Annotated in this window: 21 protein-coding genes; 15 read left to right on the plus strand and 6 right to left on the minus strand. The window is 35.2% G+C overall.

The genetic code is table 11. The features are described 5' to 3' along the window. The first annotated feature begins 1 nt into the window (after nucleotide 1). Nucleotides 2-136, plus strand: coding sequence for a FeoB-associated Cys-rich membrane protein (locus tag H602_RS19745; protein ID WP_084404279.1), 135 nt, complete (start codon nucleotides 2-4; stop codon nucleotides 134-136). Here the strand turns inward: H602_RS19745 and H602_RS0116230 are convergent. Beyond that, on the minus strand, nucleotides 133-786 hold the full coding sequence (locus H602_RS0116230; RefSeq protein WP_026978960.1) for a metal-dependent transcriptional regulator: 654 nt from the start codon (nucleotides 784-786) through the stop codon (nucleotides 133-135). The two genes, H602_RS19745 and H602_RS0116230, sit on opposite strands and share 4 nt — an antisense overlap. Before the next feature lie 144 nt (nucleotides 787-930). On the opposite strand from H602_RS0116230, the gene H602_RS0116235 reads away from it, so the two are divergent. The 14 genes from H602_RS0116235 to H602_RS0116305 all read left to right on the plus strand — a co-directional run bounded on the left by H602_RS0116235 (nucleotide 931) and on the right by H602_RS0116305 (nucleotide 18014). Further along, complete coding sequence (locus H602_RS0116235) at nucleotides 931-3192, plus strand: TonB-dependent receptor (protein WP_026978961.1); 2262 nt, start codon at nucleotides 931-933, stop codon at nucleotides 3190-3192. 93 nt (nucleotides 3193-3285) lie between these two features. Continuing rightward, on the plus strand, nucleotides 3286-3726 hold the full coding sequence (locus H602_RS0116240; RefSeq protein ID WP_026978962.1) for a thioredoxin family protein: 441 nt from the start codon (nucleotides 3286-3288) through the stop codon (nucleotides 3724-3726). Between the two features lie 54 nt (nucleotides 3727-3780). Continuing rightward, nucleotides 3781-4920 (plus strand): lycopene cyclase family protein, encoded by a 1140-nt coding sequence (locus H602_RS0116245; protein ID WP_026978963.1) that lies wholly within the window; start codon nucleotides 3781-3783, stop codon nucleotides 4918-4920. 107 nt (nucleotides 4921-5027) lie between these two features. Then, nucleotides 5028-5438 (plus strand): BrxA/BrxB family bacilliredoxin, encoded by a 411-nt coding sequence (locus H602_RS0116250; protein ID WP_026978964.1) that lies wholly within the window; start codon nucleotides 5028-5030, stop codon nucleotides 5436-5438. Nucleotides 5439-5758: 320 nt separating this feature from the next. Then, nucleotides 5759-7117, plus strand: a complete 1359-nt coding sequence (gene trhO, locus H602_RS0116255; protein WP_026978965.1) for an oxygen-dependent tRNA uridine(34) hydroxylase TrhO — start codon at nucleotides 5759-5761, stop codon at nucleotides 7115-7117. Nucleotides 7118-7640: 523 nt separating this feature from the next. Further along, complete coding sequence (gene tnpA / locus H602_RS0116265) at nucleotides 7641-8075, plus strand: IS200/IS605 family transposase (protein WP_026978966.1); 435 nt, start codon at nucleotides 7641-7643, stop codon at nucleotides 8073-8075. 331 nt (nucleotides 8076-8406) lie between these two features. Further along, nucleotides 8407-9816: a PSP1 domain-containing protein gene (locus tag H602_RS0116270; RefSeq protein WP_026978967.1), complete on the plus strand. Its 1410-nt coding sequence runs from the start codon at nucleotides 8407-8409 to the stop codon at nucleotides 9814-9816. Further along, on the plus strand, nucleotides 9800-10285 hold the full coding sequence (locus H602_RS0116275; protein ID WP_026978968.1) for a gliding motility lipoprotein GldH: 486 nt from the start codon (nucleotides 9800-9802) through the stop codon (nucleotides 10283-10285). The genes H602_RS0116270 and H602_RS0116275 overlap by 17 nt, the downstream gene beginning before the upstream one ends. A gap of 3 nt (nucleotides 10286-10288) precedes the next feature. After that, a complete protein-coding gene (locus H602_RS0116280) occupies nucleotides 10289-12592 on the plus strand; it encodes a penicillin-binding protein 1A (protein ID WP_026978969.1) in 2304 nt (767 codons plus the stop codon). Between the two features lie 135 nt (nucleotides 12593-12727). Further along, nucleotides 12728-13429: a CoA transferase subunit A gene (locus H602_RS0116285; RefSeq protein WP_026978970.1), complete on the plus strand. Its 702-nt coding sequence runs from the start codon at nucleotides 12728-12730 to the stop codon at nucleotides 13427-13429. 2 nt (nucleotides 13430-13431) lie between these two features. After that, entirely contained in the window at nucleotides 13432-14091 is a 660-nt protein-coding gene (locus H602_RS0116290) for a 3-oxoacid CoA-transferase subunit B (RefSeq protein WP_026978971.1), read from the plus strand. A 162-nt stretch (nucleotides 14092-14253) separates the two neighbouring features. Next, nucleotides 14254-14505, plus strand: coding sequence for a hypothetical protein (locus tag H602_RS0116295; protein WP_026978972.1), 252 nt, complete (start codon nucleotides 14254-14256; stop codon nucleotides 14503-14505). A gap of 4 nt (nucleotides 14506-14509) precedes the next feature. After that, on the plus strand, nucleotides 14510-15343 hold the full coding sequence (locus H602_RS19495; protein ID WP_026978973.1) for a GLPGLI family protein: 834 nt from the start codon (nucleotides 14510-14512) through the stop codon (nucleotides 15341-15343). Nucleotides 15344-15356: 13 nt separating this feature from the next. Further along, nucleotides 15357-18014, plus strand: coding sequence for a TonB-dependent receptor (locus H602_RS0116305; RefSeq protein ID WP_026978974.1), 2658 nt, complete (start codon nucleotides 15357-15359; stop codon nucleotides 18012-18014). 12 nt (nucleotides 18015-18026) lie between these two features. Here H602_RS0116305 and H602_RS0116310 read toward each other — a convergent pair whose 3' ends face one another. From H602_RS0116310 to H602_RS0116330, 5 genes are all read right to left on the minus strand, one after another. Next, nucleotides 18027-19715 (minus strand): ABC transporter ATP-binding protein, encoded by a 1689-nt coding sequence (locus H602_RS0116310; protein WP_026978975.1) that lies wholly within the window; start codon nucleotides 19713-19715, stop codon nucleotides 18027-18029. A gap of 124 nt (nucleotides 19716-19839) precedes the next feature. Then, nucleotides 19840-20553, minus strand: a complete 714-nt coding sequence (locus H602_RS0116315) for a 3'-5' exonuclease (protein ID WP_026978976.1) — start codon at nucleotides 20551-20553, stop codon at nucleotides 19840-19842. 94 nt (nucleotides 20554-20647) lie between these two features. Further along, on the minus strand, nucleotides 20648-22864 hold the full coding sequence (locus tag H602_RS19500) for a T9SS type B sorting domain-containing protein (protein WP_051224610.1): 2217 nt from the start codon (nucleotides 22862-22864) through the stop codon (nucleotides 20648-20650). A gap of 42 nt (nucleotides 22865-22906) precedes the next feature. After that, the gene (locus H602_RS0116325; protein ID WP_026978977.1) at nucleotides 22907-24052 is read right to left on the minus strand and encodes a serine hydrolase domain-containing protein; all 1146 of its coding nucleotides are present in this window, start codon (nucleotides 24050-24052) and stop codon (nucleotides 22907-22909) included. Nucleotides 24053-24295: 243 nt separating this feature from the next. Then, nucleotides 24296-24769 carry a methylated-DNA--[protein]-cysteine S-methyltransferase gene (locus H602_RS0116330; RefSeq protein WP_026978978.1) on the minus strand — a complete coding sequence of 158 codons (474 nt, stop codon included), beginning with the start codon at nucleotides 24767-24769 and terminating at the stop codon, nucleotides 24296-24298. Between the last annotated feature and the right edge of the window lie 14 nt (nucleotides 24770-24783).

The following is a 24783-nucleotide window of genomic DNA, read 5'->3' on the forward strand; positions in this document are numbered from 1 at the left end:
TATGGTTGATATTCAGGAAATACTCGCTTTTATGGTCTTATTTGCCGCTATCTTTTTCTTAGTGCGAACCTTCTTTTGGAAGAAAAAAGGAGGAAAAGGCTGCGGCACTGACGATTCTTGTGGAAGTTGCCACTAAATCAACTGTACATATAGATTTCCGGCAATTTTACTTGAAACTACTAACTCTTGATTGTTTACTTTTAAATGCAGTGAAGCATCAAATTCTTCCTTTGAAAGGATTTCAATACTTGATCCTAAGGCAATTTTTTGTTTGTCCAAATACTGTAAAAATTCGGTAGAAGTATCTCTTACGCCAACACAAATGGTTTTTTTGGCAATGCCAATTTCAGAAAGTAATTGTTTTTCAACTTTAATAATATTTCCGTTTGCATCTGGAATTGGATCACCATGAGGATCTTCGGTTGGGTTTCCTAAAAATGTATCTAATTTATTGATTAATTTTTCTGACTTGATGTGTTCCAATTGCTCGGCTACATCATGCACTTCATCCCAAGAAAAATCCAATTTTTCGACTAAAAAAACTTCCCACAAACGATGTTTTCTAACAATCATTTTTGCAGCCAATTGACCATTTTCGGTTAATGAAACGCCTTGATACTTTTTATAATTTACCAAATCTTTTTCAGCCAGTTTCTTCAGCATATCTGTAACCGATGAAGCTTTGGTCTCCATTTTTTCAGCAATGGCGTTGGTGCTTATTTCGGTATTCAAATGTGTCGTAAGGTGGTAAATCGTTTTGAGATAATTTTCTTCTGAGAAAGTCATGCGTTTCTGTTTTATTTATAGCGAAACACAAAGGTAAATTAAATTTCAGTGGTCGACAGAAATTAAAGTTTTAATTATTTTCGAATAAAAATTCTGTTTTCTGAAAATAATTTTTAGTTTTGTCTAAATTTTAATTTAGCACACATGAAAAAAATAATCTATATCGCCCTAGCTTTAATTGCTCAAATTAGTAATGCTCAAGACAACGCTAGTATTTCTGGAAATGTTTCCTCAAATGATATATCAGTAAATGGAGCTGTAATAAAAATTGTAGAAACATCAAGAACTACAATTACAGACAGTTTAGGTAATTATATGTTTGAAAAATTGACACCTGGAAAGTATAAAATTCGGGTTTCGTACATCGGAAAAAAAACAATCCAAGAAAATATCGTTTTAATTCAAAATGTAAATTTTCAACAAGATTTTTATTTAGAAAATGAAGACCATTTTTTAGACGAAGTTGTAATAACCGGTACTTTAAAAGCCGTCCGTCGTTCAGAAAGTCCAGTTCCTGTAGAAACCTATTCACCTGTTTTCTTCAAAAAAAATCCAACATCAAATATTTTTGAAGCTTTGCAAAATGTAAACGGTGTTCGACCACAACTCAATTGCAATGTTTGTAATACGGGCGACATTCACATCAACGGACTCGAAGGTCCTTATACATTGGTTTTGATAGATGGAATGCCTATCGTTAGTGGACTTTCAACAGTTTATGGATTGTCGGGAATTCCGAATTCTTTATTGGAACGAATCGAAATCGTGAAAGGTCCGGCTTCGTCTTTGTACGGAAGTGAAGCGGTTGGTGGTTTGATTAACATTATTACCAAAAATCCAAAAGGTGCACCTGTATTTTCAGCGGATGGTTTTACGACAAGTTGGGGCGAAGCGAATTTAGATTTAGGTTTTAAAGCTAATGTAGGAAAAACGGCTACCGTTTTAGTCGGAACAAATTACTTTAATTACGATAATCCTATTGATAATAACGGCGATAATTTTACGGATGTAACGCTACAAGAACGTATTTCTGTTTTTCAAAAATGGAATTTCAACAGAAAAAGTAACAAACTATTCTCACTCGCCGGACGTTACTTTTATGAAGACCGTTGGGGTGGCGAAATGCAATGGAATAAAAGTTTTAGAGGTGGTGATGAAGTGTATGGAGAAAGTATTTATACCGAAAGATACGAACTGTTAGGAGCTTATGAACTTCCTATAAAAGAAAAAATGTTGCTTTCGTTTTCTTATACAGATCACGACCAAAACTCGGTTTATGGAAACACAAAATATCTAGCTCGTCAAAAAATTGGGTTCACGCAACTCACTTGGGACAAGAAAATAAAGAACCACGATTTGCTTTTTGGAACTGCCATTCGCTATAATTTTTACGACGATAATACAACGGCAACTGTAACAGCTGATGAGAGTTGGATTCCGAGTATTTTTGTTCAGGACGAAATCAAATTCAACGAAAAAAATAGCGTTTTGCTTGGTGCGAGATACGATTATAACAGCAGCCATGGTTCGATTTTCACACCTCGATTTGCATATAAATATAAAGCGACTGCCAATGATATTATTCGTCTAAATGCAGGTACTGGTTTTAGAGTTGTAAATCTTTTTACAGAAGAACATGCGGCTTTAACTGGTGCTAGGGATGTTATTGTGCTGGAAAACCTAAAGCCGGAACAATCCTATAATGTGAATTTAAATTATTTGAAGAAAATGTATACAGGAAATGGAAATTTCATTGGTATCGAAACTTCAGCTTGGTACACGTATTTTACCAATTCGATAATTCCTGATTATGATACAAATCCGAATCAAATTATCTATAAAAATTTGGATGGTTTCGCTGTTACAAAAGGAATTAGTACAAATGTGGATATGACTTTTCAAAACGGACTGAAACTAATTTTAGGAGCGACCTATATGGATGTTTCCAAAACAGAGGACGATATTAAAACACGTCAAATTTTAACCGAAAAATTCTCAGGAACTTGGGCTATTTCGTATCGTTTGCCTAAATTGTTTATCGATATAGATTATACAGGAAATGTGTATGGACCAATGCGTTTGCCATTGTTGGGTGAACTTGACCCAAGAAAAGAATATTCGCCAACGTTTAGTATTCAAAATATTCAATTTACGTTTAATAAGTTTAAGAATTTTGAGATTTATGCGGGAATAAAAAACCTTTTAAATTGGACGCCAAATAATGGAAATCCGTTTATTATTGCCAGAGCCAATGATCCGTTTGATAAAAATGTGCAATTTGATCCAAGCGGAAAAGCAATGGTAACGCCTGATAATCCTTATGGTTTGACATTTGATCCTGCTTATGTTTACGGTCCGAATCAAGGAATTAGAAGCTTTTTTGGATTGCGATATACTTTAAAGTAAAACAATTTATATGGATCTTACATGTCTTGTATTGAAATAAATAAAATATAAGGCATAGTAAGGACATAAATAGATCATTTAAATCGGTGTTATATGAAAAAAACCATCTTATTATTTCTTCTTTTAACAGCTTATCAAAATTTTGCACAGTTGAAAATACACACTTTCGAACAAGCCGAAAAGTTTGCCAAGGAAAATCCAAAGCCGTTTGTTGTTTTCATACATACATCGTGGTGCAAATATTGCAAGATGATGCAAAATTCTACTTTTAAAAATGAAGAAGTCATTCAAAAATTAAACGATAATTTTTACTTTATATCGTTTGATGCAGAAGACAAAAACGACATTTCGTTTAAAAACCATACTTTTAAATACAAGCCAAAAGGAAGAAATTCTGGTGTTCACGAACTGGCAGAAGCGTTATCAAATCAAACCTATCCAACTCTAATCATTTTAAATCCTAATTATGCAATTGATGCGCAATTTAAGTCGTTTATTAATGCAAAAGAGTTGTTAAACTATTTATCAAACTAAAAATCTGTGCAAATTTGTGTAATTGGTGTTCACTTTATTCTTTATTTTTGATGAATGAAAAAGTACACCTTTATTTTTGCTGGAGCGGGATTGTCGTCATTGATGACGGTTTATGAAATGATTCAATCTGGATTGTTCTCAGAGCAGCAACTACTTTTAATTGATATTGATCCCAAAAAAACCAATGATCGGACTTGGAGTTTTTGGGAAAAAGTGTCAGGCGAATTTGATGCAATCGTTACTCAAAAATATGAATCGGCTTTTTTTAAAAGTCAAAAATATTCACGCAAGTTAGCGTTGCAGCCTTATACCTACAAGTCCATCCGAGGCGTGGATTTTTACAAAAGTGTATTTGATTTGATAAGTCAACAATCTAACGTAACCTTTCTACAAGCAAAAATCACCACATTTTCAGAATCAAAAGACGGGGTAGAAGTGCAAACTTCAGCAGGGAATTTTCATGGCGAAAAATTGTTTAACAGCATTTACAATCCAAACCTTGTAGCTTTACAAACCAAATATCCATTAGTACAACAGCACTTTGTGGGTTGGTTTATAAAAACAAAGGAGCCAATTTTTACTACAGAAACGGCAACATTCATGGATTTTTCCATCAGTCAGCAAGAAACTACACGTTTTATGTATGTCTTGCCAACCTCAAAAACAGAAGCTTTATTAGAATATACATTGTTTTCGCCCGATTTGCTCAAGAAAGAAGCGTATGAAAAGGGAATTCTAGACTACATAAAAGCTCTAGGTATTACAGAATATGAAATTCTTGAGAAAGAACACGGGAATATTCCCATGACGTGCTATCCTTTTTGGAAACACAATACTCAAAATGTGCTTCATATTGGATCTGCAGGCGGATGGACAAAAGCAAGTACGGGTTATACGTTTAAAAATACTACTAAGAAATCAAAGGAAGTAATTCGCTTTTTACAAAATCATTCCGACTTTAGAAAATTTCATAAAAAGGATAAATTTTACTTTTACGATTTGTTACTCATCGATATTTTATACCATAATAATAAAATAGGTTCAACAATTTTTGCATCTATGTTTAGAAAATCAAAAGCGGCATTACTATTTAAATTTCTAGACGAGGAAACTTCCTTATGGGAAGATCTAAAAGTGATTTGGCAATGCCCAAAAATGCCTTTTATAAAAGCAGTTTTAAAAAGATTATTCTGATTATCCCACGATAACAAATCTTTATGAAACCCAGCGATTTTCCACCACATAATCTTCGTAACTTTGCCATTCATAATTCATAAATCATAATTCATAAATATAAAGATATGTATCCAGAAGAAATGGTAATACCAATGCAAGCGGAACTTACAACGGCAGGTTTCCAAGATTTACACACTGCTGCAGATGTAGATAACGCATTAAAAGCAGAAGGAACAACACTTGTAGTCATCAACTCCGTTTGTGGTTGTGCAGCAAGAAACGCACGTCCAGGAGCAAAAATGAGTATCGAAGGAGCAAAAAAGCCAGATAATTTAATCACTGTTTTTGCAGGAGTAGACAAGGAAGCCGTTGATGCAGCCCGTCAACACATGTTCCCTTTTCCTCCATCATCGCCTTGTATGGCCTTGTTCAAAAACGGCGAATTGGTTCACATGCTAGAGCGTCACCACATTGAAGGTCGCCCAGCCGAACTAATCGCAGAAAACTTGCAAGACGCTTACAACGAGCACTGCTAAAATTTTTCAGCATTTATAAATTAATCCTTTTAGAGTTTCCAACTTTAAAAGGGTTTTTTATTTCAAGCCATTTAAAAGATTTTGGAGCACATCGCTTGGGTGTTTTTTAATCCATATTCCCGCCATCCTCCCGCATCTCGCTTAAAAAAAGCGAGGATGCTCCTTCCTGTCGGGGCTAGATACAATCTTTCGGCATCTTTTAAATGCTCATTAAAGAAAAAGTGAAAACAAAAGAACCTGACAATTGTCATTTTTAAACCCGTAAAATTATCCGTATTTTTGCCGCAGAAAATAATTTCTCGACTTAAAAAGTTTATAGCATGCAACTGTACAACACCTTAAGTGCCGACGAAAGAGCCCAACTCATTGACGAAGCCGGCAAACAACGCCTTACGTTGTCTTTTTATCAGTACGCAAAAATTGAAGACCCAAAAAAATTCCGTGACGAATTATTCATAGCCTGGAACGCACTCGATGCTTTAGGCCGAATTTATGTTGCCAATGAAGGAATAAACGCTCAAATGAGTATTCCTGCCGAAAACATCGAAGCTTTTCGCGAAACACTAGAAGTTTACGATTTCATGCAAGGCATTCGCCTCAATGTAGCCGTAGACCAAGACGACCATTCCTTCTTGAAACTAACGATAAAAGTTCGCCATAAAATTGTAGCGGATGGTTTAAACGACGAAACTTTTGACGTGACCAAAAAAGGAATTCACTTAAAAGCAAAAGAATTTAACGCCATCCTAGACGACCCAAATACGATTGTGGTTGATTTTAGAAACCACTACGAAAGTGAAGTGGGTCATTTCAAAAACGCCATAACTCCAGATGTGGAAACGTTTAGAGAATCATTGCCCATCATTAACGAACAACTTAAGGATTTTAAAGAAAATAAAAACCTAGTAATGTATTGTACCGGTGGAATCCGTTGCGAAAAGGCGTCGGCTTATTACAAACACCAAGGATTTAAAAATGTATACCAACTGGAAGGTGGAATTATTAATTATGCCAAGCAAATCCAGGAGGAAGGTTTAGAAAGCAAATTCATCGGAAAGAACTTTGTTTTTGACAATCGTTTGGGAGAAAGAATCACAGACGACGTTGTTTCGCAATGCCACCAATGCGGAAAACCATGCGATAACCATACCAATTGTGCTAATGACGGTTGCCATTTATTGTTCATTCAATGCGACGAATGCCAAGCATTAATGGAAAACTGCTGTTCGACTACTTGTTTAGAAACCACACATTTACCATTAGCCGAACAAGTAAAATTGCGTACCGGAAAAGACGTTGGAAATAAAGTGTTTCGCAAAGGAAAATCGGAGAATTTAAGATTCAAACATTCAGGAGAACTTTCAGACAAGCCTTTAGCGGCGGTTTTACCAAAGAAAGACATTCGCCAAAAAGTAAAAGTTAAGAAAGTTTTATTGGCACATGCAACTCACTATTATGTTAAAGCGAAAGTGGCCCTTTTTGTTATTGAAAACCACGACTTAAACATTGGCGACAAAATACTTATTGCAGGACCAACCACCGGTAACGAAGAATTAATTCTTGAAAAAATGCTGGTAGATGGTGTAGCAACACCTCATGCAAAAGTTGGCGATAAAGTTACCTTTGAAGTGCCGTTTAGAGTGCGGTTGTCGGATAAGTTATATAAGGTTTTGAGCTGATTCATAAAAAACAAAGCAGATGATATCATTATCGCCCACGGTTTCAACCGTGGGTTTATTATATAAAATAGAAAATTATACCGGTTAAAACTGTGGCCAATGTTTTGATAATAATTAAAGCATTAGATCAACCTTGTTTTTTGAATTAAACCATAAATTCTATTTAATGATATCAATATCGCCCACGGTTTCAACCGTGTGTTTATTATATAAAATAGAAAAATACACCACGGTTAAAACCGTGGCCAATGTTTTGGTAATTTTTAAAACATGAGATCAACCGTGTATTTTGAGTTAATCCATAAATTCTATTTAATGATATCAAAATCGCCCACGGTTTCAACCGTGCGTTTATTATATAAAATAGAAAAATACACCACGGTTAAAACCGTGGCCAATGTTATGGTAATGTTTAAATTATTGATTACAATAAGCGTTGTTTTTTAGAACTATAGGATTACTCTTGCATTAAACTATGAGAGAATTTAATTATATTTGAATTTATAATCTTAACTTAAAATATATGCCACAATCTTACTGTAAAATTTGGATTCATGCTATTTGGGCAACCAAATTACGAGCTGAACTGATTGACTTCTCTATTGAGAAAATAGTATATGATTATATCTATCAAGAGCTAGTCGAGTTAGGTTGTCCGGTACGAATCATTAACGGAATGCCAGATCATGTTCATGCATTATTCTTATTGAACCCAAATAAATCCATTGCAGACGTAATGAAGCAGATAAAAGGAAGTTCATCTCATTCAATAAATGGAAATGATTTGATTCTTGAAAAATTTGCATGGCAATCAGGATACGCAGCTTATTCTGTTAGTGAATCACAAGTTGAAAAAGTTTTTGAGTATATAAAGAATCAAAAGGCACATCATTTGAAACAATCGTTTCAGGAGGAATTTGATACCTATGTTCGGATATATGGATTGTTAGAAGATTAATTATTTTACACCAAGATTAAAACCTTGTCTATGTTATGATTACTTATAGCTACAACTTAAGATGAGATTTAATCCTAAACTATAAACTATATTTGTTGCTCTCCTCAAATATTTTCCATGGTTTTAAACGTGGGATTGTTATTCAAACATATTCAAAAATAAAATATTCACACAACTACTAAATCCATTTTACATCCGTAAAATGGGTTTGTTTATTTTTAAGAATTTCTATGCAATTCCGCTTTCAAACGACAAATTAAATTTTCCTATCTTTACCTCCAAATATATTTACGAATCTTAAGTTATCTTAGATAACATTCTATATAAAATTATGGCTTGTACAAGTTGTTCAACGTCTGATGGTGGTGCACCAGCAGGCTGCGGAAATAAAGGAAATTGCGGCACAGGTAGCTGCAATAAATTGACAGTTTTTGATTGGCTTTCTAACATGAGTTTACCAAATGGCGAAAAACCATTTGATTGTGCGGAAATTAGATTCAAGAATGGTAGAAAAGAGTTTTACAGAAACACCGAAAATCTTACGCTAAGCATCGGTGATATCGTTGCTACAGAAGCTTCGCCGGGACACGATATCGGAATTATTACCTTAACGGGTGAATTAGTTCGGATTCAGATGAAGAAAAAAGGGGTGAATCATCAAAGTAATGAAATTACTAAAATCTATCGCAAAGCGTCACAAAAAGATATTGATATTTGGGCAGCAGCTCGAGAACGTGAAGAGCCAATGAAGATTCGCGCTCGTGAATTGGCTATTGCTCAGAAGCTTGAGATGAAAATCTCTGATATTGAATTTCAAGGAGATGGTTCAAAAGCAACGTTCTACTACACTGCAAACGATCGAATTGATTTCCGTGCATTGATTAAAGATTTTGCAAAGGAATTCAGTACTCGAATTGAAATGAAACAAGTAGGTTTCCGTCAAGAAGCAGCCCGTTTAGGCGGAATTGGTTCTTGTGGACGCGAATTGTGTTGTTCCACTTGGTTAACGGATTTTAGAAGTGTAAATACTTCCGCAGCGCGTTACCAACAATTGTCTTTAAATCCACAAAAATTAGCCGGGCAATGCGGTAAGTTAAAATGCTGTTTGAACTACGAGTTAGATACGTACATGGATGCGTTAAAAGATTTTCCAGCATTTGAAACGCGTTTGGTAACTGAAAAAGGAGATGCCATTTGCCAGAAGCAAGATATTTTTAAAGGATTGATGTGGTTTGCATACACTAATAATTTTTCAAATTGGCACGTACTGAAAATTGAGCAAGTAAATGAAATCATTGCAGAAAACAAGTTGAAAAACAAGGTTTCGGCATTAGAAGATTTTGCAATTGAAGACGCGCCTCTTCCTGAAAAAGATTTCAATAATGCAATGGGACAAGAAAGTTTGACTCGCTTTGACCAACCAAAAAAGAAAAAACGACCAACCAAGAAGAAAAAACCGACAGAAAATGCAATTGTTGCTAATAAACCTGCAGGTTCCAATATTATAAAAGCAAATAGTTCAGTTGCTTTGGATAAAAAGCCTGTGCTAATTAAGCCGAAAGCAGCAAGTGCGTTACCAAATGATGTTAAAGAGCAAACGATAACGGACAAAAAGCCAAATAATCGTCCAAAGAACAAGAGGAAACCTTCTGGAAATAGAAAACCAGCCGAGAGAAACCCAAACGAGCCAAAGCCTGATAACCGAATAATTCCGAATAAAAAAAATGAATCTAAAGAGTAGTTTCTTATTTATTTTAATCCTTTTTTGTCTCATTTCGTGTGATAAAAATAGAGTCTTTGACGATTATAAGTCGGTGGGAAAGGCTTGGGTAAAAGACAGTATTGTTACGTTCGATTTTAAGCAAGAAGACACAACAAAATTGTATAACTTATTTGTAAACTTAAGGGCAAATCAAGCGTATCAGTTCAATAACTTATACGTAATCGTTTCAATGGAGCGTCCAGGAGGCTTGACAAAAGTAGATACTTTGCAATACCAAATGACCAATCCAGATGGATCGCTTTTAGGGGATGGATTCTCAGATATTAAAGAAAGTAAATTATTTTATAAAGAGAATTTAAGGTTTGATACCATCGGAGATTACAAAGTAAATATCCAACATGCCGTTCGTCAAAATGGAAAAGTTGAAGGAGTGCAAGCGTTAGAAGGAATTACAGAAGTCGGATTTAGAATTGAAACAATAGAATAAGATATGGCAGTCAAAAAAAACAATAAATCTGCTCAAGCAGGTTTTTCTCTTTACGTAAAACGTTTTTGGCAGATTTTTGGAATAGGAATAGGAAGTGTATTTCTACTTTTTCTTTTAGCCTCGTTCGGGGTTTTAGGACATATGCCCTCTTTTAACGATTTGGAAAATCCAGAATCCAATTTGGCTACCGAAATTATTTCTGCAGACGGCGAGACAATTGGAAAGTTTTATAACGAGAACAGAAGTTCAATTACCTATGAACAACTTCCCAAACATCTTGTAGATGCCTTGGTTGCAACTGAAGATGAACGTTTTTACGAGCATTCTGGAATTGATGCTAGAGGAACTTTACGTGCGGTAACTAATTTAGGAACAAGTGGAGGAGCCAGTACGTTGTCGCAACAGTTGGCAAAACAATTATTTCACGGGGAAGGTTCTAAGAATATCTTTCAACGTCTTCTTCAAAAAATAAAAGAATGGATTATCGCCATTCGTTTAGAGCGTCAGTATACTAAAAATGAAATCATTGCAATGTATTTTAACGTATATGATTTTAACAATTACGCGGTTGGAATCCGTTCTGCAGCAAAAACTTATTTCAATAAATTGCCCAAGGATTTAACGATTGATGAATCGGCAATGCTGGTTGGTATGTTTAAAAATTCGTCTTTATACAATCCAACTAGAAATGCACAAGGAGTTAAAAACCGTCGAAATGTAGTGCTTTCACAAATGGTTAAGTCGGACATTATAACAGAAGTCCAACGTGAAAAATTAAGTGCGCTTCCTATAACTCTAGATTTTAAATTGCAAACCCATAAAGAAGGAATCGCAACGTATTTCCGTGAATATTTAAGGGAGTTTATGAAAGGTTGGGTTCGAGAAAATAAACGACCTGATGGTAGTGACTATGATATTTATAGAGATGGTTTAAAAATTTATACTACAATAGATTCGCGCATGCAAAACTATGCCGAAGAGGCGGTTTATGCACACATGGCCAACTTACAAGAAGAGTTTTTTATTCAATCTAAAAATAATAAAAATGCTCCTTTTGTCAATATTTCTGATGCAGAAACCACAAGCTTGATGAATCGTGCTCGAAAAAATTCAGAGCGCTTCCGCATCATGAAAGCCGAAGGAAAAAGTGAAGAAGACATCTTAAAATCGTTTACCGTAAAGACTAAAATGAAAGTTTTTTCATGGAAAGGCGAGCGCGATACGATTATGACTCCCAACGATTCCATCCGATACTACAAGCATTTCTTACAAAGTGGTGTAATGTCCATGGATCCTGAAACGGGCTATGTAAAAGCGTGGGTCGGTGGAATTAATTACAAACATTTCCAGTACGATCACGTAAATCAAGGTGCAAGACAAGTAGGTTCCACATTTAAACCTTTTGTGTATGCCACAGCAATAGAGCAACAAGGTTATTCACCTTGTGATTCCATCATTGATTCTCCGTTTACAATTCCCCAGGGCCGTCATAATGTAACGCAAAGTTGGACGCCTCGAAATTCGAGTAATTCGTATCGTGGTATGGTTACTTTAAAACAAGCATTGGCACTTTCCATAAATACCGTATCGGCTAAGTTAATTGACCGTGTCGGTCCCGAAGCTGTAGTGGCATTGACTAAAAAATTGGGCGTAAAGTCAAGTATTCCTGCCCAACCTTCCATCGCATTAGGAGCGGTAGAAATTACTGTACACGATATGGTGGCCGCTTACGGAACATTTGCCAATCAAGGAATCTACATCAAACCGGAAGTAATTACCAAAATCGAAGATAAAAACGGAAATATTCTGTATCAAACCATGCCAGAATCTCATGATGTTCTGAACAAAGATATCGCTTATGCAGTAGTCAAGTTACTTGAAGGTGTAACTGAAATTGGTTCAGGAGGTCGTTTGAGAACATCAGGTGGTGGAAACGGTTACAATCGTGTAACGGGCTATCCTTATTCATTGACCAATCCAATTGCAGGAAAAACCGGAACAACTCAAAACCAGTCTGACGGTTGGTTCATGGGAATGGTGCCTAATTTGGTTACCGGAGTTTGGGTAGGAAATGAAGACCGTTCTGCACATTTTAAAAGCATCACTTACGGTCAAGGAGCCACAATGGCTTTGCCAATTTTTGGTATGTACATGAAAAAATGTTATCAAGATAAAACGTTAACAGTCTCTAAAGAAGCCTTTAAACGTCCACCCAATTTAGCTATAAAAGTCGATTGTTGGGTGCCAAAAGTGAAAGACACCACGGCAGTAGATTTAGAACAAGATACAGACGAATTTAATTTGTAATTTTTTCAGGAGCTATTTCCAGCTATACGTTGCAATCTTTATTTTTTTAAAGAAAAAAAATAAAGGATTTTCACTGCTATCTGGGCTAGGGATTCAAGGAAACAACATCATTTATTTTTAAAATTTTAACCAGTTATGATTAATAAAAAAGTAAACAACGTTCAAGAAGCACTTCAAGGAATTGAAGACGGAATGACAATAATGCTTGGAGGTTTCGGACTTTCAGGAATTCCAGAAAACTCAATTGCCGAACTAGTAACTAAAAATGTAAACGATTTAACGTGTATTTCAAACAATGCAGGTGTAGATGATTTTGGTTTGGGATTATTATTACAAAAAAAACAAATCAAAAAAATGATTTCTTCTTACGTAGGAGAAAACGCCGAATTTGAACGCCAAATGCTGTCTGGAGAATTAGACGTAGAACTAACTCCACAAGGAACATTAGCCGAAAAATGCCGAGCAGCTCAAGCCGGAATTCCCGCATTTTATACTCCAGCTGGTTACGGAACAGAAGTAGCCGAAGGAAAAGAATCCAGAGAATACAACGGAAAAATGCATATTTTGGAAGAAGCTTTCAAAGCGGATTTTGCCATTGTAAAAGCATGGAAAGGCGACGAAGCTGGTAACTTGATTTTCAAAGGAACTGCTAGAAATTTCAATGCAAATATGGCAGGTGCTGCAAAAATTACCATTGCTGAGGTAGAAGAATTAGTAGCTCCAGGAGTTTTAGACCCAAATGAAATTCACATTCCAGGAATTATGGTGCAACGTATTTTTCAAGGAGAAAAATTTGAAAAAAGAATTGAACAACGGACAACTAGAAAAAGACAGTAATTATGGCATTAGATAAAAACCAAATTGCAAAACGTATTGCGAAAGAAGTACAAGATAAATTTTACGTTAACCTAGGAATCGGAATTCCGACCTTAGTGGCAAACTATGTTCGTACCGATATATCAGTAGAATTTCAGAGTGAAAATGGCGTTCTAGGAATGGGACCTTTTCCTTTTGAAGGAGAAGAAGATGCCGATATTATTAATGCCGGAAAACAAACCATTACCACTTTACCAGGTGCTTCCTTTTTTGATTCTGCTTTTAGTTTTGGAATGATTCGTTCTCAAAAAGTAGATTTAACCATCCTTGGAGCCATGGAAGTGGCCGAAAATGGCGACATTGCCAACTGGAAAATCCCAGGGAAAATGGTCAAAGGAATGGGTGGTGCGATGGATTTAGTGGCTTCTGCCGAGAATATTATCGTTGCCATGATGCACGTTAATAAAGCCGGAGAATCTAAAATTTTAAAGCGTTGTACATTGCCTTTAACAGGTGTAGGTTGTGTAAAAAAAGTAGTTACCGAACTCGCCGTTTTAGAAGTTACCTCAAAAGGTTTTAAACTTTTAGAACGTGCTCCGGGAGTTTCAGTCGAACATATCATTAATTCTACAGAAGCAGAATTAATTATCGATGGAGAAATTCCTGAGATGGTGATTGAATAAATTTTAATTTAAAGTAATGATATAAAGCTCTGAGAAATCAGGGCTTTTGTGTTAATTAAACACTCTGAAATGAAAAAATAAATCTCAAGCAATTATTGTAGGATATTTCGTAATACTTTTATACTTTTATACTTTTATAATCTAATTATAAACAATTTTATTATGAAAAAAATTATTTTTGCAATTGGATTTATGGCCTTTTCATTTAGTGCTGCTGCACAATGTAATGCTCAATCAACACAAGTTAATACATCATGTGGGCAAAGTTATTGTGTTACTGTTAAAATGCAACTTACAGGTTTTATGGAAGTAGATAATGGACTTATGGACAGTTCTGGCGGCACCATGTATAGAAAGCCTAATGCAAGAGAGCTCATTAATTCTTTCAATCAACTAGAAGCATTATGTGATTAACTTTATGAAAAATTTCTTTGTTTTTACATTTGTTCTCTTTTCTATACTTTGTTTTGCGCAATCTGCTACAAGAGTTGATAAGATTGATTTTAAAGCTTCATATCGATTAAACTACAAAAAATTTGCTAGTAGTGATAAAACAGCACTTGAAAATCAGGTTTTAATTTTAAAATCTGATGGGACTTCTTACTTTATGTTTGAAACAATGATGGGACTTGATAGCATTCAAAAGGTTAGATCTCTTGACATTACAGATATTATGCTATACAGGTCGCCCCTTTATTATTTGATTGAACGAAAAGGTAATAAAGTTACACATTTTGAACTTATAGGGAATGATTTGCTTAAGTATAGTGAACAATTAGGATTTGATTGGAAATTAGTCGCTGGACAAAAGATTATTAGAGAATATAACTGTAAGAAGGCAACGGTAGATTTCGAAGGAAGACAATGGACTGCGTGGTATTCAGATGAAATTCCGTTAAATGCAGGACCTTATAAATTCTATGGTTTGCCTGGCTTAATACTTGAAATTTCTGATAGCGAAAGTTTGTTTAATTTCTCTGTTGAAAGTATGGAAAGTGGTAATTTTACAGTAGATTCAAACACAAGTAATTATTTTATTTCAGACGGTGATAATACAATTCAAGATATTAAAAAAGAAGATTTTCATGATGTAAGGAAAAAGTTTTATAAAATGTCTATGAACGAGAGTATAAAGTATATGAATAGAGGTGAAGATGGTGTTTACAGTATGGAGATAACTACTCTAAATGGTGAAAAAGTAAATCCTAATCGTAAACCAAAAACAAAAAATTTTATTGAAAAATACGACTAAAGCAAACTTTAGGATGATTAAAAAAATAAAAGTATGGGCATTTCTTATAGGAATGCCTTTTTTTTCGATGGGTCAGGAGTTTAAAATCAGCGGTACTATCACTGATTCTTTAGGGGTGTCTATAAATAGCACTATAATTACAGTAACTAAAACCCAAGATGCAGCAGATGATATTTTAGCCTATACAAATTCCAATGCATCTGGAGATTACAATCTTATCATAAAGGAATCAGGATTAGATAGTATATTTCTGAATGTACGACACATGGCTTATAGTAGCTTTCACATAAAAATAGCATTGCAAAATGGTATAAAAAATGTAATACTATATCCAAGAGTAGAACAGTTGAAAGAAGTGCTCATTGAGTCTCAAAAGATTGTTAAGGTACGAGGGGATACAATTACTTATAATGTTGCGGGATTGAAAGCACAAAAGGACTACACAATAGAGGAAGTTATTAGCAGAATACCCGGCATTACCATCAAGGATAACGGACAAATTCAATATAAAGAAAAAGCAATAAGTCATTTATATATCAATGGTGTAGATTTACTTGAAGGCAGATATTCAATTGCTACACGAGGTATTCCCGCTGATGCAGTAAAAGACATTGATGTATTGACACGGCACAATCATGAACGTATTGATATAGGACGAACAGAGAGTGATAAAGTTTCCCTTAACTTAAAAATTAAAGAAAACCAGAGCGTAGTTTTTGGAAGCAGTAAAAACGAGGCGGGGACACCGCTTATTACCGGACTTATGGAAACCACCCCAATTTATTTAAAGAATAATTTTCAGAATATTAGTAGCGTTAAATTCAATAACATAGGCGAAACAGTAATAGATAATGCTAGTTCGTTGACGGTGGATGACTATAATCTTTTTAGACTAAAGATGAATGAGACCAGTGTCATACAGCCAACAAATGTGAATGGAACCATGTTATCGAATAAGTATTGGCTTGACAATGAATCTTATGCGGTAACAAATGATGCCTTGCATAAAATTAATGATAGTACTTTGGTAAAATGGAATGTTAATTATGCAAACGAGTTAAGTAAGATAAATAAAAGCACTACCAATACTTATATTTTAGAAAATGATTCAACAGTTGTAACTAATATCAACAGAAATAGCTTACGATCCCAACGTTTTGAAATAGGTGTAAATCAAGAAATTAACAAACGTAATTTTTATCTTAAAAACAAAACTAACTTTCAATATTCGGATGACAAAGGAATTGAATATAGTATTCTTAACCAAAATCCAATCCAAGCAAATTATTTAAACTTTGAAACAAAATTCAATAACAGTACTCTTCTTAAATCTGTTTTCGGTAAAAATAACATTCTACAAAGCGGTATATTACTTGAATATGAAAAACAGTTCGAAGAATTAAAAGTCACGCCACCCGTTTACGAACAATTTCTAGGTAATGATGATTCAAGTATTGCAACCCAACAAAATGTAGAACTAAGCAAGTTTAATATTGGTGGTTTTAGCGAATATACGTTTAATTGGTTACGCTTAAAATGGAACTTAAATCAAACACTACAGTACAATTATTTTAAATTTAAAAGCCAACTAAATCAGGTTCCGTCACCAAGTTTAGATAATTTCCCTTTTTTTAGTGACTTGAACTTTCAAAAATTAACTTCATTATCAACAATCTCTTCTAAATTGACTTTAGGTAAAATGCAAATTACTTGGCGTTTATCAGCGAATTATAGTTCCGTACATACGAAGGAAAGGGATGCAGAAAATGCTGTTTCCGATGACTCATTTTTATTTCTACAACCTATGATTGTGGCAAAATATAAATTTAATAGAAAGTGGGATTCGGGAGTGAGTTACACTTGCACAAAAAGTATTTCTGATTTTAATCAACTATATCAAGCGGTAATCTTAAAAAGTTATAATTCTCTTGTTCAAAATCCTCCCATTATTAACCAAACAACCGATGAATCAATTACTCCCTTTGTCTCATATAGCGATATTATTAACAGTTTTTATTTTACATTTAAAGGAAGCATTAACAAAACACAATCTGATGTAACTTTTTCTTACCAACTCAACAATGCTGGTTTTACAATAATAAATGTTCTAAATCAATCTAATACCATTGAGAATAAAAACGTGTCTTTAAACCTTTCTAAAGGTATTTTGGGTTCTATTAATGCTAAATTATCCTACACGGTAAATTTTACAGATAGTGACATGTATTTTAACAATGATTTTATTAAAGCAATTAATCGCAGTCATAGAATCGATCTAGGTTTTACTTGGGACAATGGGAGTTGGTATTCGCTAGAATATAAAGCAGATTATAATTTCAGCAGTACTGTTATAGAAAAGGATAAAATAACCAACCCCTTTTTATTTCATACAGCTAATTTAGATTTTTATACCAGCTCTTCTACCCGACTTCATTTGGGAGCTGAATCTACACAAGCTTCGATTTCTACTTCCAAAAAAAATAGAAATACAATATTCAACATGAGTTTTTTTTACAAACCTTCTAAAAAACTTTTTTTGAAAGCAGGGGTTGCTAATGTTTTTAATACCTCCACTTTTGCCACAACTTATAGTAGTGGAAACGGTATCAATTTAACTCAATTTGAACTACGTCCTAGACAAATTACGGTGGGACTTACCTATTCATTATAAAATTAGTATATACTAATCTTTCACCGGAATCGCTGCAATCAACTTCTTCGTATATTCTGTTTTTGGATTCGCATAAATTTCATCAGCATCATCAATTTCTTCAATCTTGCCTTTATTCATCACTAAAACTTGGTCGCTCATGTATTTCACAACTGCCAAATCATGCGAAATAAATATATAAGTAAAACCGAAATTCTCTTTCAACTCATTCAACAAATTCAACACTTGTGCTTGAACCGAAATATCCAATGCCGAAACCGATTCGTCACAAACGATTAATTTTGGTTGTAATGCAATAGTTCTGGCAATGCCAATTCGTTGCCGTTGACCGCCTGAAAACTCGTGAGGATATCGATTGAAATGTTCTTCACTTAAACCAACACGTTCTAGAATCTCAATAGTTTTCGCTTTGCATTCTTTGTCAGAAGCATATAATTTATGCACTTGCATGGGTTCCATTATTGCTTGTCCAACCGGAATTCTCGGATTCAATGAAGAATAAGGGTCTTGAAAAATAATCTGAATTTCACGACGCAGTTTTCGTAAATCGTTTCCTTCTAATTTTGTGATGTCTTGTCCACGGTATAAAATTGTTCCCGCCGTAGCTTTGTCCAATTGCAAAATGGCGTTTCCTAAAGTCGATTTTCCGCAACCGGATTCGCCTACTAATCCCAAAGTTTCGCCTTCGTATAATTTGAAACTCACATCATTTACCGCTTTAAAACTATTTTTTTTACCGAAAAGTCCAGCAGATGAAAGGTATTCTTTCTCGACATTTTTGACTTCCAAAAGCGGTTCTTTCGCATATAAATCTTTATGAAAAGCTTCTCGTTCAGCAGAAGTAACAATTTCCTTCGACACCTTTTCTTGCAAAAAATCTTGGATAGTGGGTAAGCGTACAAGTCGAGTATCTAAGGAAGGTCTGGAATTAATTAAAGCTTGGGTATAAATGTGTTTTGGATTGTTGAAAATAGTTTCAACCGTTCCTTGTTCTACAATTTCGCCTTTGTACATCACCATTACTCGGTTTGCAATTTCAGAAACCAAAGCCAAATCATGCGAAATAAAAATAATACTCATCTGATTTTCTTGCTGAATCTCTTTCAACAACAAAATGATTTCTTTCTGAACCGTAACATCTAAAGCAGTTGTAGGTTCGTCGGCAATTAAGATTTGTGGTTTGCAGGCAATCGCCATTGCAATCATTACCCGCTGTTTTTGTCCGCCCGAGATTTCGTGTGGGTATTTATTGAAAATTACTTCGGGTTCGGGTAATTTTACTTTTTCGAATAAAGAAAGTACTTCTGTAGTAATTTGTTTCTTAGATAATTTAGTGTGTTGTTCTAGCATTTCAGCCACTTGAGCACCACATTTCATCGATGGATTTAAGGAACTCATGGGTTCTTGAAAAATCATCGCAATTTGCTTTCCACGGATTTTTCGGAACGCTTTTGTGTCGAATTGTGTGATGTTTACCCCTTCTAAAACAATCGAACCGTTGGAAATCTTTGAGATATTTTTTGGAAGCAAACCCATAATTGCCAAGGAAGAAACCGATTTCCCTGAACCTGATTCGCCTACGATTCCGAGAATTTCGTTGGGAAATAATTCGTAACTGATTTTGTGAATTACGGGTGCAAAGACTTTCTCTTTCTGAAAAGAAATTTCTAAGTTTTCTATTTTCAACAACGGTTCGCTCATTGCGTAAAAATAGGAATTTTACACCGATTATGTATTCAATAAAGTCCAATAAAAATTGGACTCTTTTCATACTATATCGGCATTATACCAGATATGAATGTTTAATTTAGAAAAATGAATGGTATTATATGTGTATTATTTCATCGTCTACCAATAAATCTTCTCGTCGCAAACGCAGAAATATTTGTGCAACCGCAATCGTATCTTTTTCGCAATAGGTTACAATTCGGTCGATGTCTTTTTCAACATAATAAACGTGTCCGACTTGACTTCCGTCGATATCGTCTTTTGGAGAAGGAATTCCCAAGACTTTTGTTAATAATTTTAGGGAAGTGAAATGTTTGTAATCGCCAAACTTCCACAACTCCAACGTATCTAAATGAGGGACTTCCCAAGGTTTTTTGCCAAATAGATTCAGCTTTTCAGGAAGTTTTATTTGGTTGATAATCATTCGTCTTGCGATAAAGGGCAAATCGAATTCTTTGGAATTATGTCCACACAAAACATGTTGCGGTAAATTGAAATGATTGTTAATAAGGTTGCTAAAATCATGCAGTATTTTAGATTCTTCACCAAAAAAAGAAGTCACCCTAAAATGCCGAATGTCGCTTTTAAACGTAAAATAGCCCACTGAAATACAAACGATTTTACCAAATTCTGCCCAGATGCCCGCTCGGTCGTAAAAGTCTTCGCCCGAAACATCTTCCTTTCGTTGGTATTGCGTTTTGTGTTCCCACAAGCTTTGCACATCATTGTCGAGTAAGCGGTAATCGTCCGTTTCAGGAACGGTTTCAATATCTAAAAAGAGGATGTTGGCGAGGTTGATTTTTTCTATCATGTTGAATTTTTTAAATGGATTATAATTTTTCTTTACAAGAATTAATGTTAAAGATAATTAATTTCACATTCAAATAAACTACACAATAAAAAATTTATCTCTTCAACGAAAAGTGATTTTTATATTCGTGTGTTATGCCTTTGAGGCTGTAATTTACGGTAAACCAATAATCATCAGCAGGTAATTGTTGTCCGTTAAATGTTCCGTCCCAACTTTCGCTTTTTGAATTAATTTCAATTATAAATTTCCCGTAGCGGTCAAAAATTCTGATTTTTGCTTTGTCATCAAGATTTAAAACCGTCCAAGTATCGTTGTAACCATCGCCATTTGGCGTGAAATATTTGGGATAATTAATAATGGTAACTAGTGATTTTAAATTGGAACAACTGAAACCATCAGTCACTTCAACTTCATAAATCCCGGGACTTAAATTGCTAAATGTATTCGAAGGTTGAAATCCACCATCATTAATTTGATATAAAAACGGCGGCTGACCTCCCAAAACTTCTATGTTAATAAAAGAATTAGAACTAAAATCTTGCGACTGCGTGATGGTCAAACTCTGTGCTTTTGGGATTTCACTTACTGTTGCAACTGTTAAATCGGAAACACATCCTGAATTAATATCTGTTGCAATAACGCCATATGCTCCAAGTTGATTGGCAGAAAAAGTAGCTCCAGAAGCATCTGCAATCGGATTCCCATTGTAAAACCATTCGAAAGTATGATTGGTACTGCTCAATTCCGTTTGCAATACATACGGTGGAATTCCAAAAATCCCTGAACCCAAAACGCAAATTTGACCGTCTTGAATAAGTGGCACTGGAGTTGGTGAAACAGTAACCACAATATTAATTGGATTCCCATCACAACCACCAAATGCTGGAGTTACAACATAAGTTACACTTCCCGAAACACCATTTGCAGTAAGGTTTTGTGCAATTGTATTTCCTGTTCCAGCAACCGCACCATCAACATCAGTAGCAATTACAGTCCAAGAAAAGATAGCTCCTGCAACATTCGATTGCAAAGTAATGTTCGTGTCTTCGCCTGAACAATACGTTGTATTTCCAGTAAAAGTTGCCGTTGGTACTTGAGCAATGGTCAAAGTTACAGGCGTTCTACTTGTGCTATAACAGTTGCTTGATGCATTGTAAACTTCCGCATAATACGTTCCAGAAGTTGTAGGAGTATAGCTGTTTGAATTCGCAAGCAATAAATTTCCACTGGTTGCTTGGTCGTACCAGCTTACAGAATTCGTAGCATCTGTAGTTACAGAAAGTGCTGGATTGGGTTGATTGGTGCAACTATTTTGATTGCCATTACTTGTGGCAGGAGGTAATCCATTTGAAATTTCAACCGTAAAAACATTGGAAACTGTCGAACAAAACGCCGAATTAATATTAGCGACATCTTGTGCAATTCTCGTTCTGTAATAGGTAGTGGTTGTAACAGGAACACTCGTAAATGTAGCATTATTTTGTCCAGCAATGTTTGTCCAGTTCACGTTATCGGTACTCGATTGCCATTGGTAAAAGTAAGTTGAACCTCCGCTAGTTGACGCATTAAGTACGATAGACGTTGGCGAATTACAAGTGATAAACATATTGGTAGGATAACTAGGATTTGAAACCGTGGTTAAATCGCCACAGGATTTAAAGGAAATATCGTCAATTGCTAAGTCGTTTCCGCAACCTCCAATACCATTATTTTTCATGATTAGAACAACAGAAGTTTGATTTGTGGTGGTAAAAACCAAAGCAAATTGTTTCCAAACTGCTGAAGTTTCGCTGAAAATATCTCCAGTATCTCCAGAACCTAAAAGAACAGTTTGATTGGCATTCCAAATTTCAAATTTTACATTAATTGGAATTTCATTTGTTGTACAAGCACTAGAATTTCTATTAAAGACATTTAAAACCCAAGCTGAAAATTCAAATGTAGTGTTTATACATAATCCTGTTACGGTTCGCTTATAAAAAGCACCAGACACGTTGTTATTGGCGTTTACGATCAGCGATTTTCCGTAGGGTCCATCAATTTCATCAGGTGTGTGGTCGGGTGAATTATGCCACGATTGAAGTAAATTAGTACGATGATATAAAGTATATAAACCATCTTGAGGAGCTCCGCTTACAAAAGGATATGTTGTAATTCCAGCGGCTAGAGCGGGCCCATAATCAGTTCCACTGCCAAAAGTTTCTGTAAAAATCGGATCTCCCTTACTGCCAGAACAAAAGCCCAATTGACCATAGGAATTGGAAAAAGCCAATACTATAATGGCTGCAAGAATGTGATGTAAATGCTTCATTTGAAAAGTGAACTAGAAAAAGTAGTCAAAAATACTACAAAATTATTCAAGCATCTTGTACGCTTCCTCAATATACACATAAAAATCATCGCTATGTGCCGTTCCGTTCGTCTTTGGCGCGTTTTGATGGCCCAATCGCACGATGATTAAATCGTCCTCGGGAATCACGATTACATATTGCCCTAAATGTCCTCGCATATAGAAAATTTTCTTGCCTTTATAATCGCCCAACCACCATCCATACCCGTATTGTGGTGCATCGGCAAAACGTGGTTGTGTAGATTTTGCCACAAAGGCACTGTCTAAAATTTGAACGCCATTCCACTTTCCGTGTTGTTTGTACAGCTTTCCAAAACGGGCAAAATCCCTTGCATTACTTGCCACACAGCAATACGCTTTTACCATTCCATCTTCAGAATCCGTTTGCCAGAGCGCTTCATTTTCGGCTCCCATAGGTTTCCAAAACGATTCAGAAACATAATCTGCCAGACTCATTCCTGTGGCTTTTTCAATACACATGGCTAGCAATTGTGTGTCGCCACTCAAGTATTTGTAGGATTTTCCGGGAGTAGTAATCCCTTTTAAACCTAAGATTACCGACTTCAAATTGGTATCAAAATAAGCACGTGTCGTGATGGAAAACGGACTGTAATAATTCTCGTCCCAATTCAATCCTGACGACATTGACGATAAATCGCCCACCGTTAATTGAGCCGAAAACGCATCATTAAAGGTAGGAAAAAAATCAGACACCTTTTGGTCTAAACTCTTAATTATTCCCTCCATAATCGCTTTACCCAAAGATGCCGAAACCATACTTTTAGCCATCGAAAACGAGTTGGATTTTGAATCTTTCGTATAATTATCGTAATAACTTTCGTTCCAAATACTGTCGTTCTTGATGATTAAAAACGCCACCGTACCTATTTTTTTGTGCAAAGCTTCCAATTCTGCAGTAGGTTTCGCAGCATTATATTCCTTGGAAACATTCCAAGGCTGTGCAACGCCTGTCTTGATTTCTCGGTTGTCAAAATGTTTGTAATCCTCAAGAAAAGCAGTGGTATGGCCGTTTAAGTAAATCGTCCGAACCGCTTTTAGCAAATAATCAACATTAAAAACATACATCAAAACAACAAGTAAAACTAAAATACCTACAAACCAGATTAGAAAATTTTTAATAAAACGCATGAAAAATATTTTTGGGTGTATGCTAAATTACATAAAAATACATTTCGAATGCCAAGTGGCGTTCTATTTTCAGCAGCGAATCACAGTTGTAATTGACCAATTCATGTTTCCGCTAGCGTTGCAAACTATCATAGTTCATGTTTCGTGCCTTGCAATGACTTCGGGAGGATTTTCTCTTTTATCGAGACTATTGAATCACTAGCAGACCTTTGGAAAAATTTTTCAAAAATAAAAGTTTAAGTGCTAGAACAATGTTTGCTGATTTGACGGGTTTTCATGCTCCAATAACCATTTTTTTCGCCACAATCCTCCAGCATATCCTGTGAGCGAGCCGTCTTTACCTATCACGCGATGGCACGGGATTACGATCCACAACGGGTTTTTACCATTAGCAGAAGCGGCGGCACGAATGACTTTTGCATCGCCTAATTTCTTGGCCAAATCCAAATAAGAAACGGTTTTTCCAAAAGGAATATTTTGAAGTTCGTGCCACACCTTTTGTTGAAATGCAGTTCCTTGCGGTTGTAATTTAAATGTGAAATGGGTTCGTTTATCATCGAAATATTCGTTGAGTTCAGAAACGGCAAGCATTAGGAAATCAGGAATCTCATTTGAAATTTCTCGTTCAACATCTAAAATTGAAATAGCAGAAACCCCGTTTACATCGCCGGTAATTTCGGCAGTTCCAAGAGGTGTTTTGATGTAAATGGTTTGCATTTTAGGAAAATTAT

The organism is Flavobacterium tegetincola DSM 22377, assembly GCF_000425485.1.
Classification (GTDB): Bacteria; Bacteroidota; Bacteroidia; order Flavobacteriales; family Flavobacteriaceae; genus Flavobacterium; species Flavobacterium tegetincola.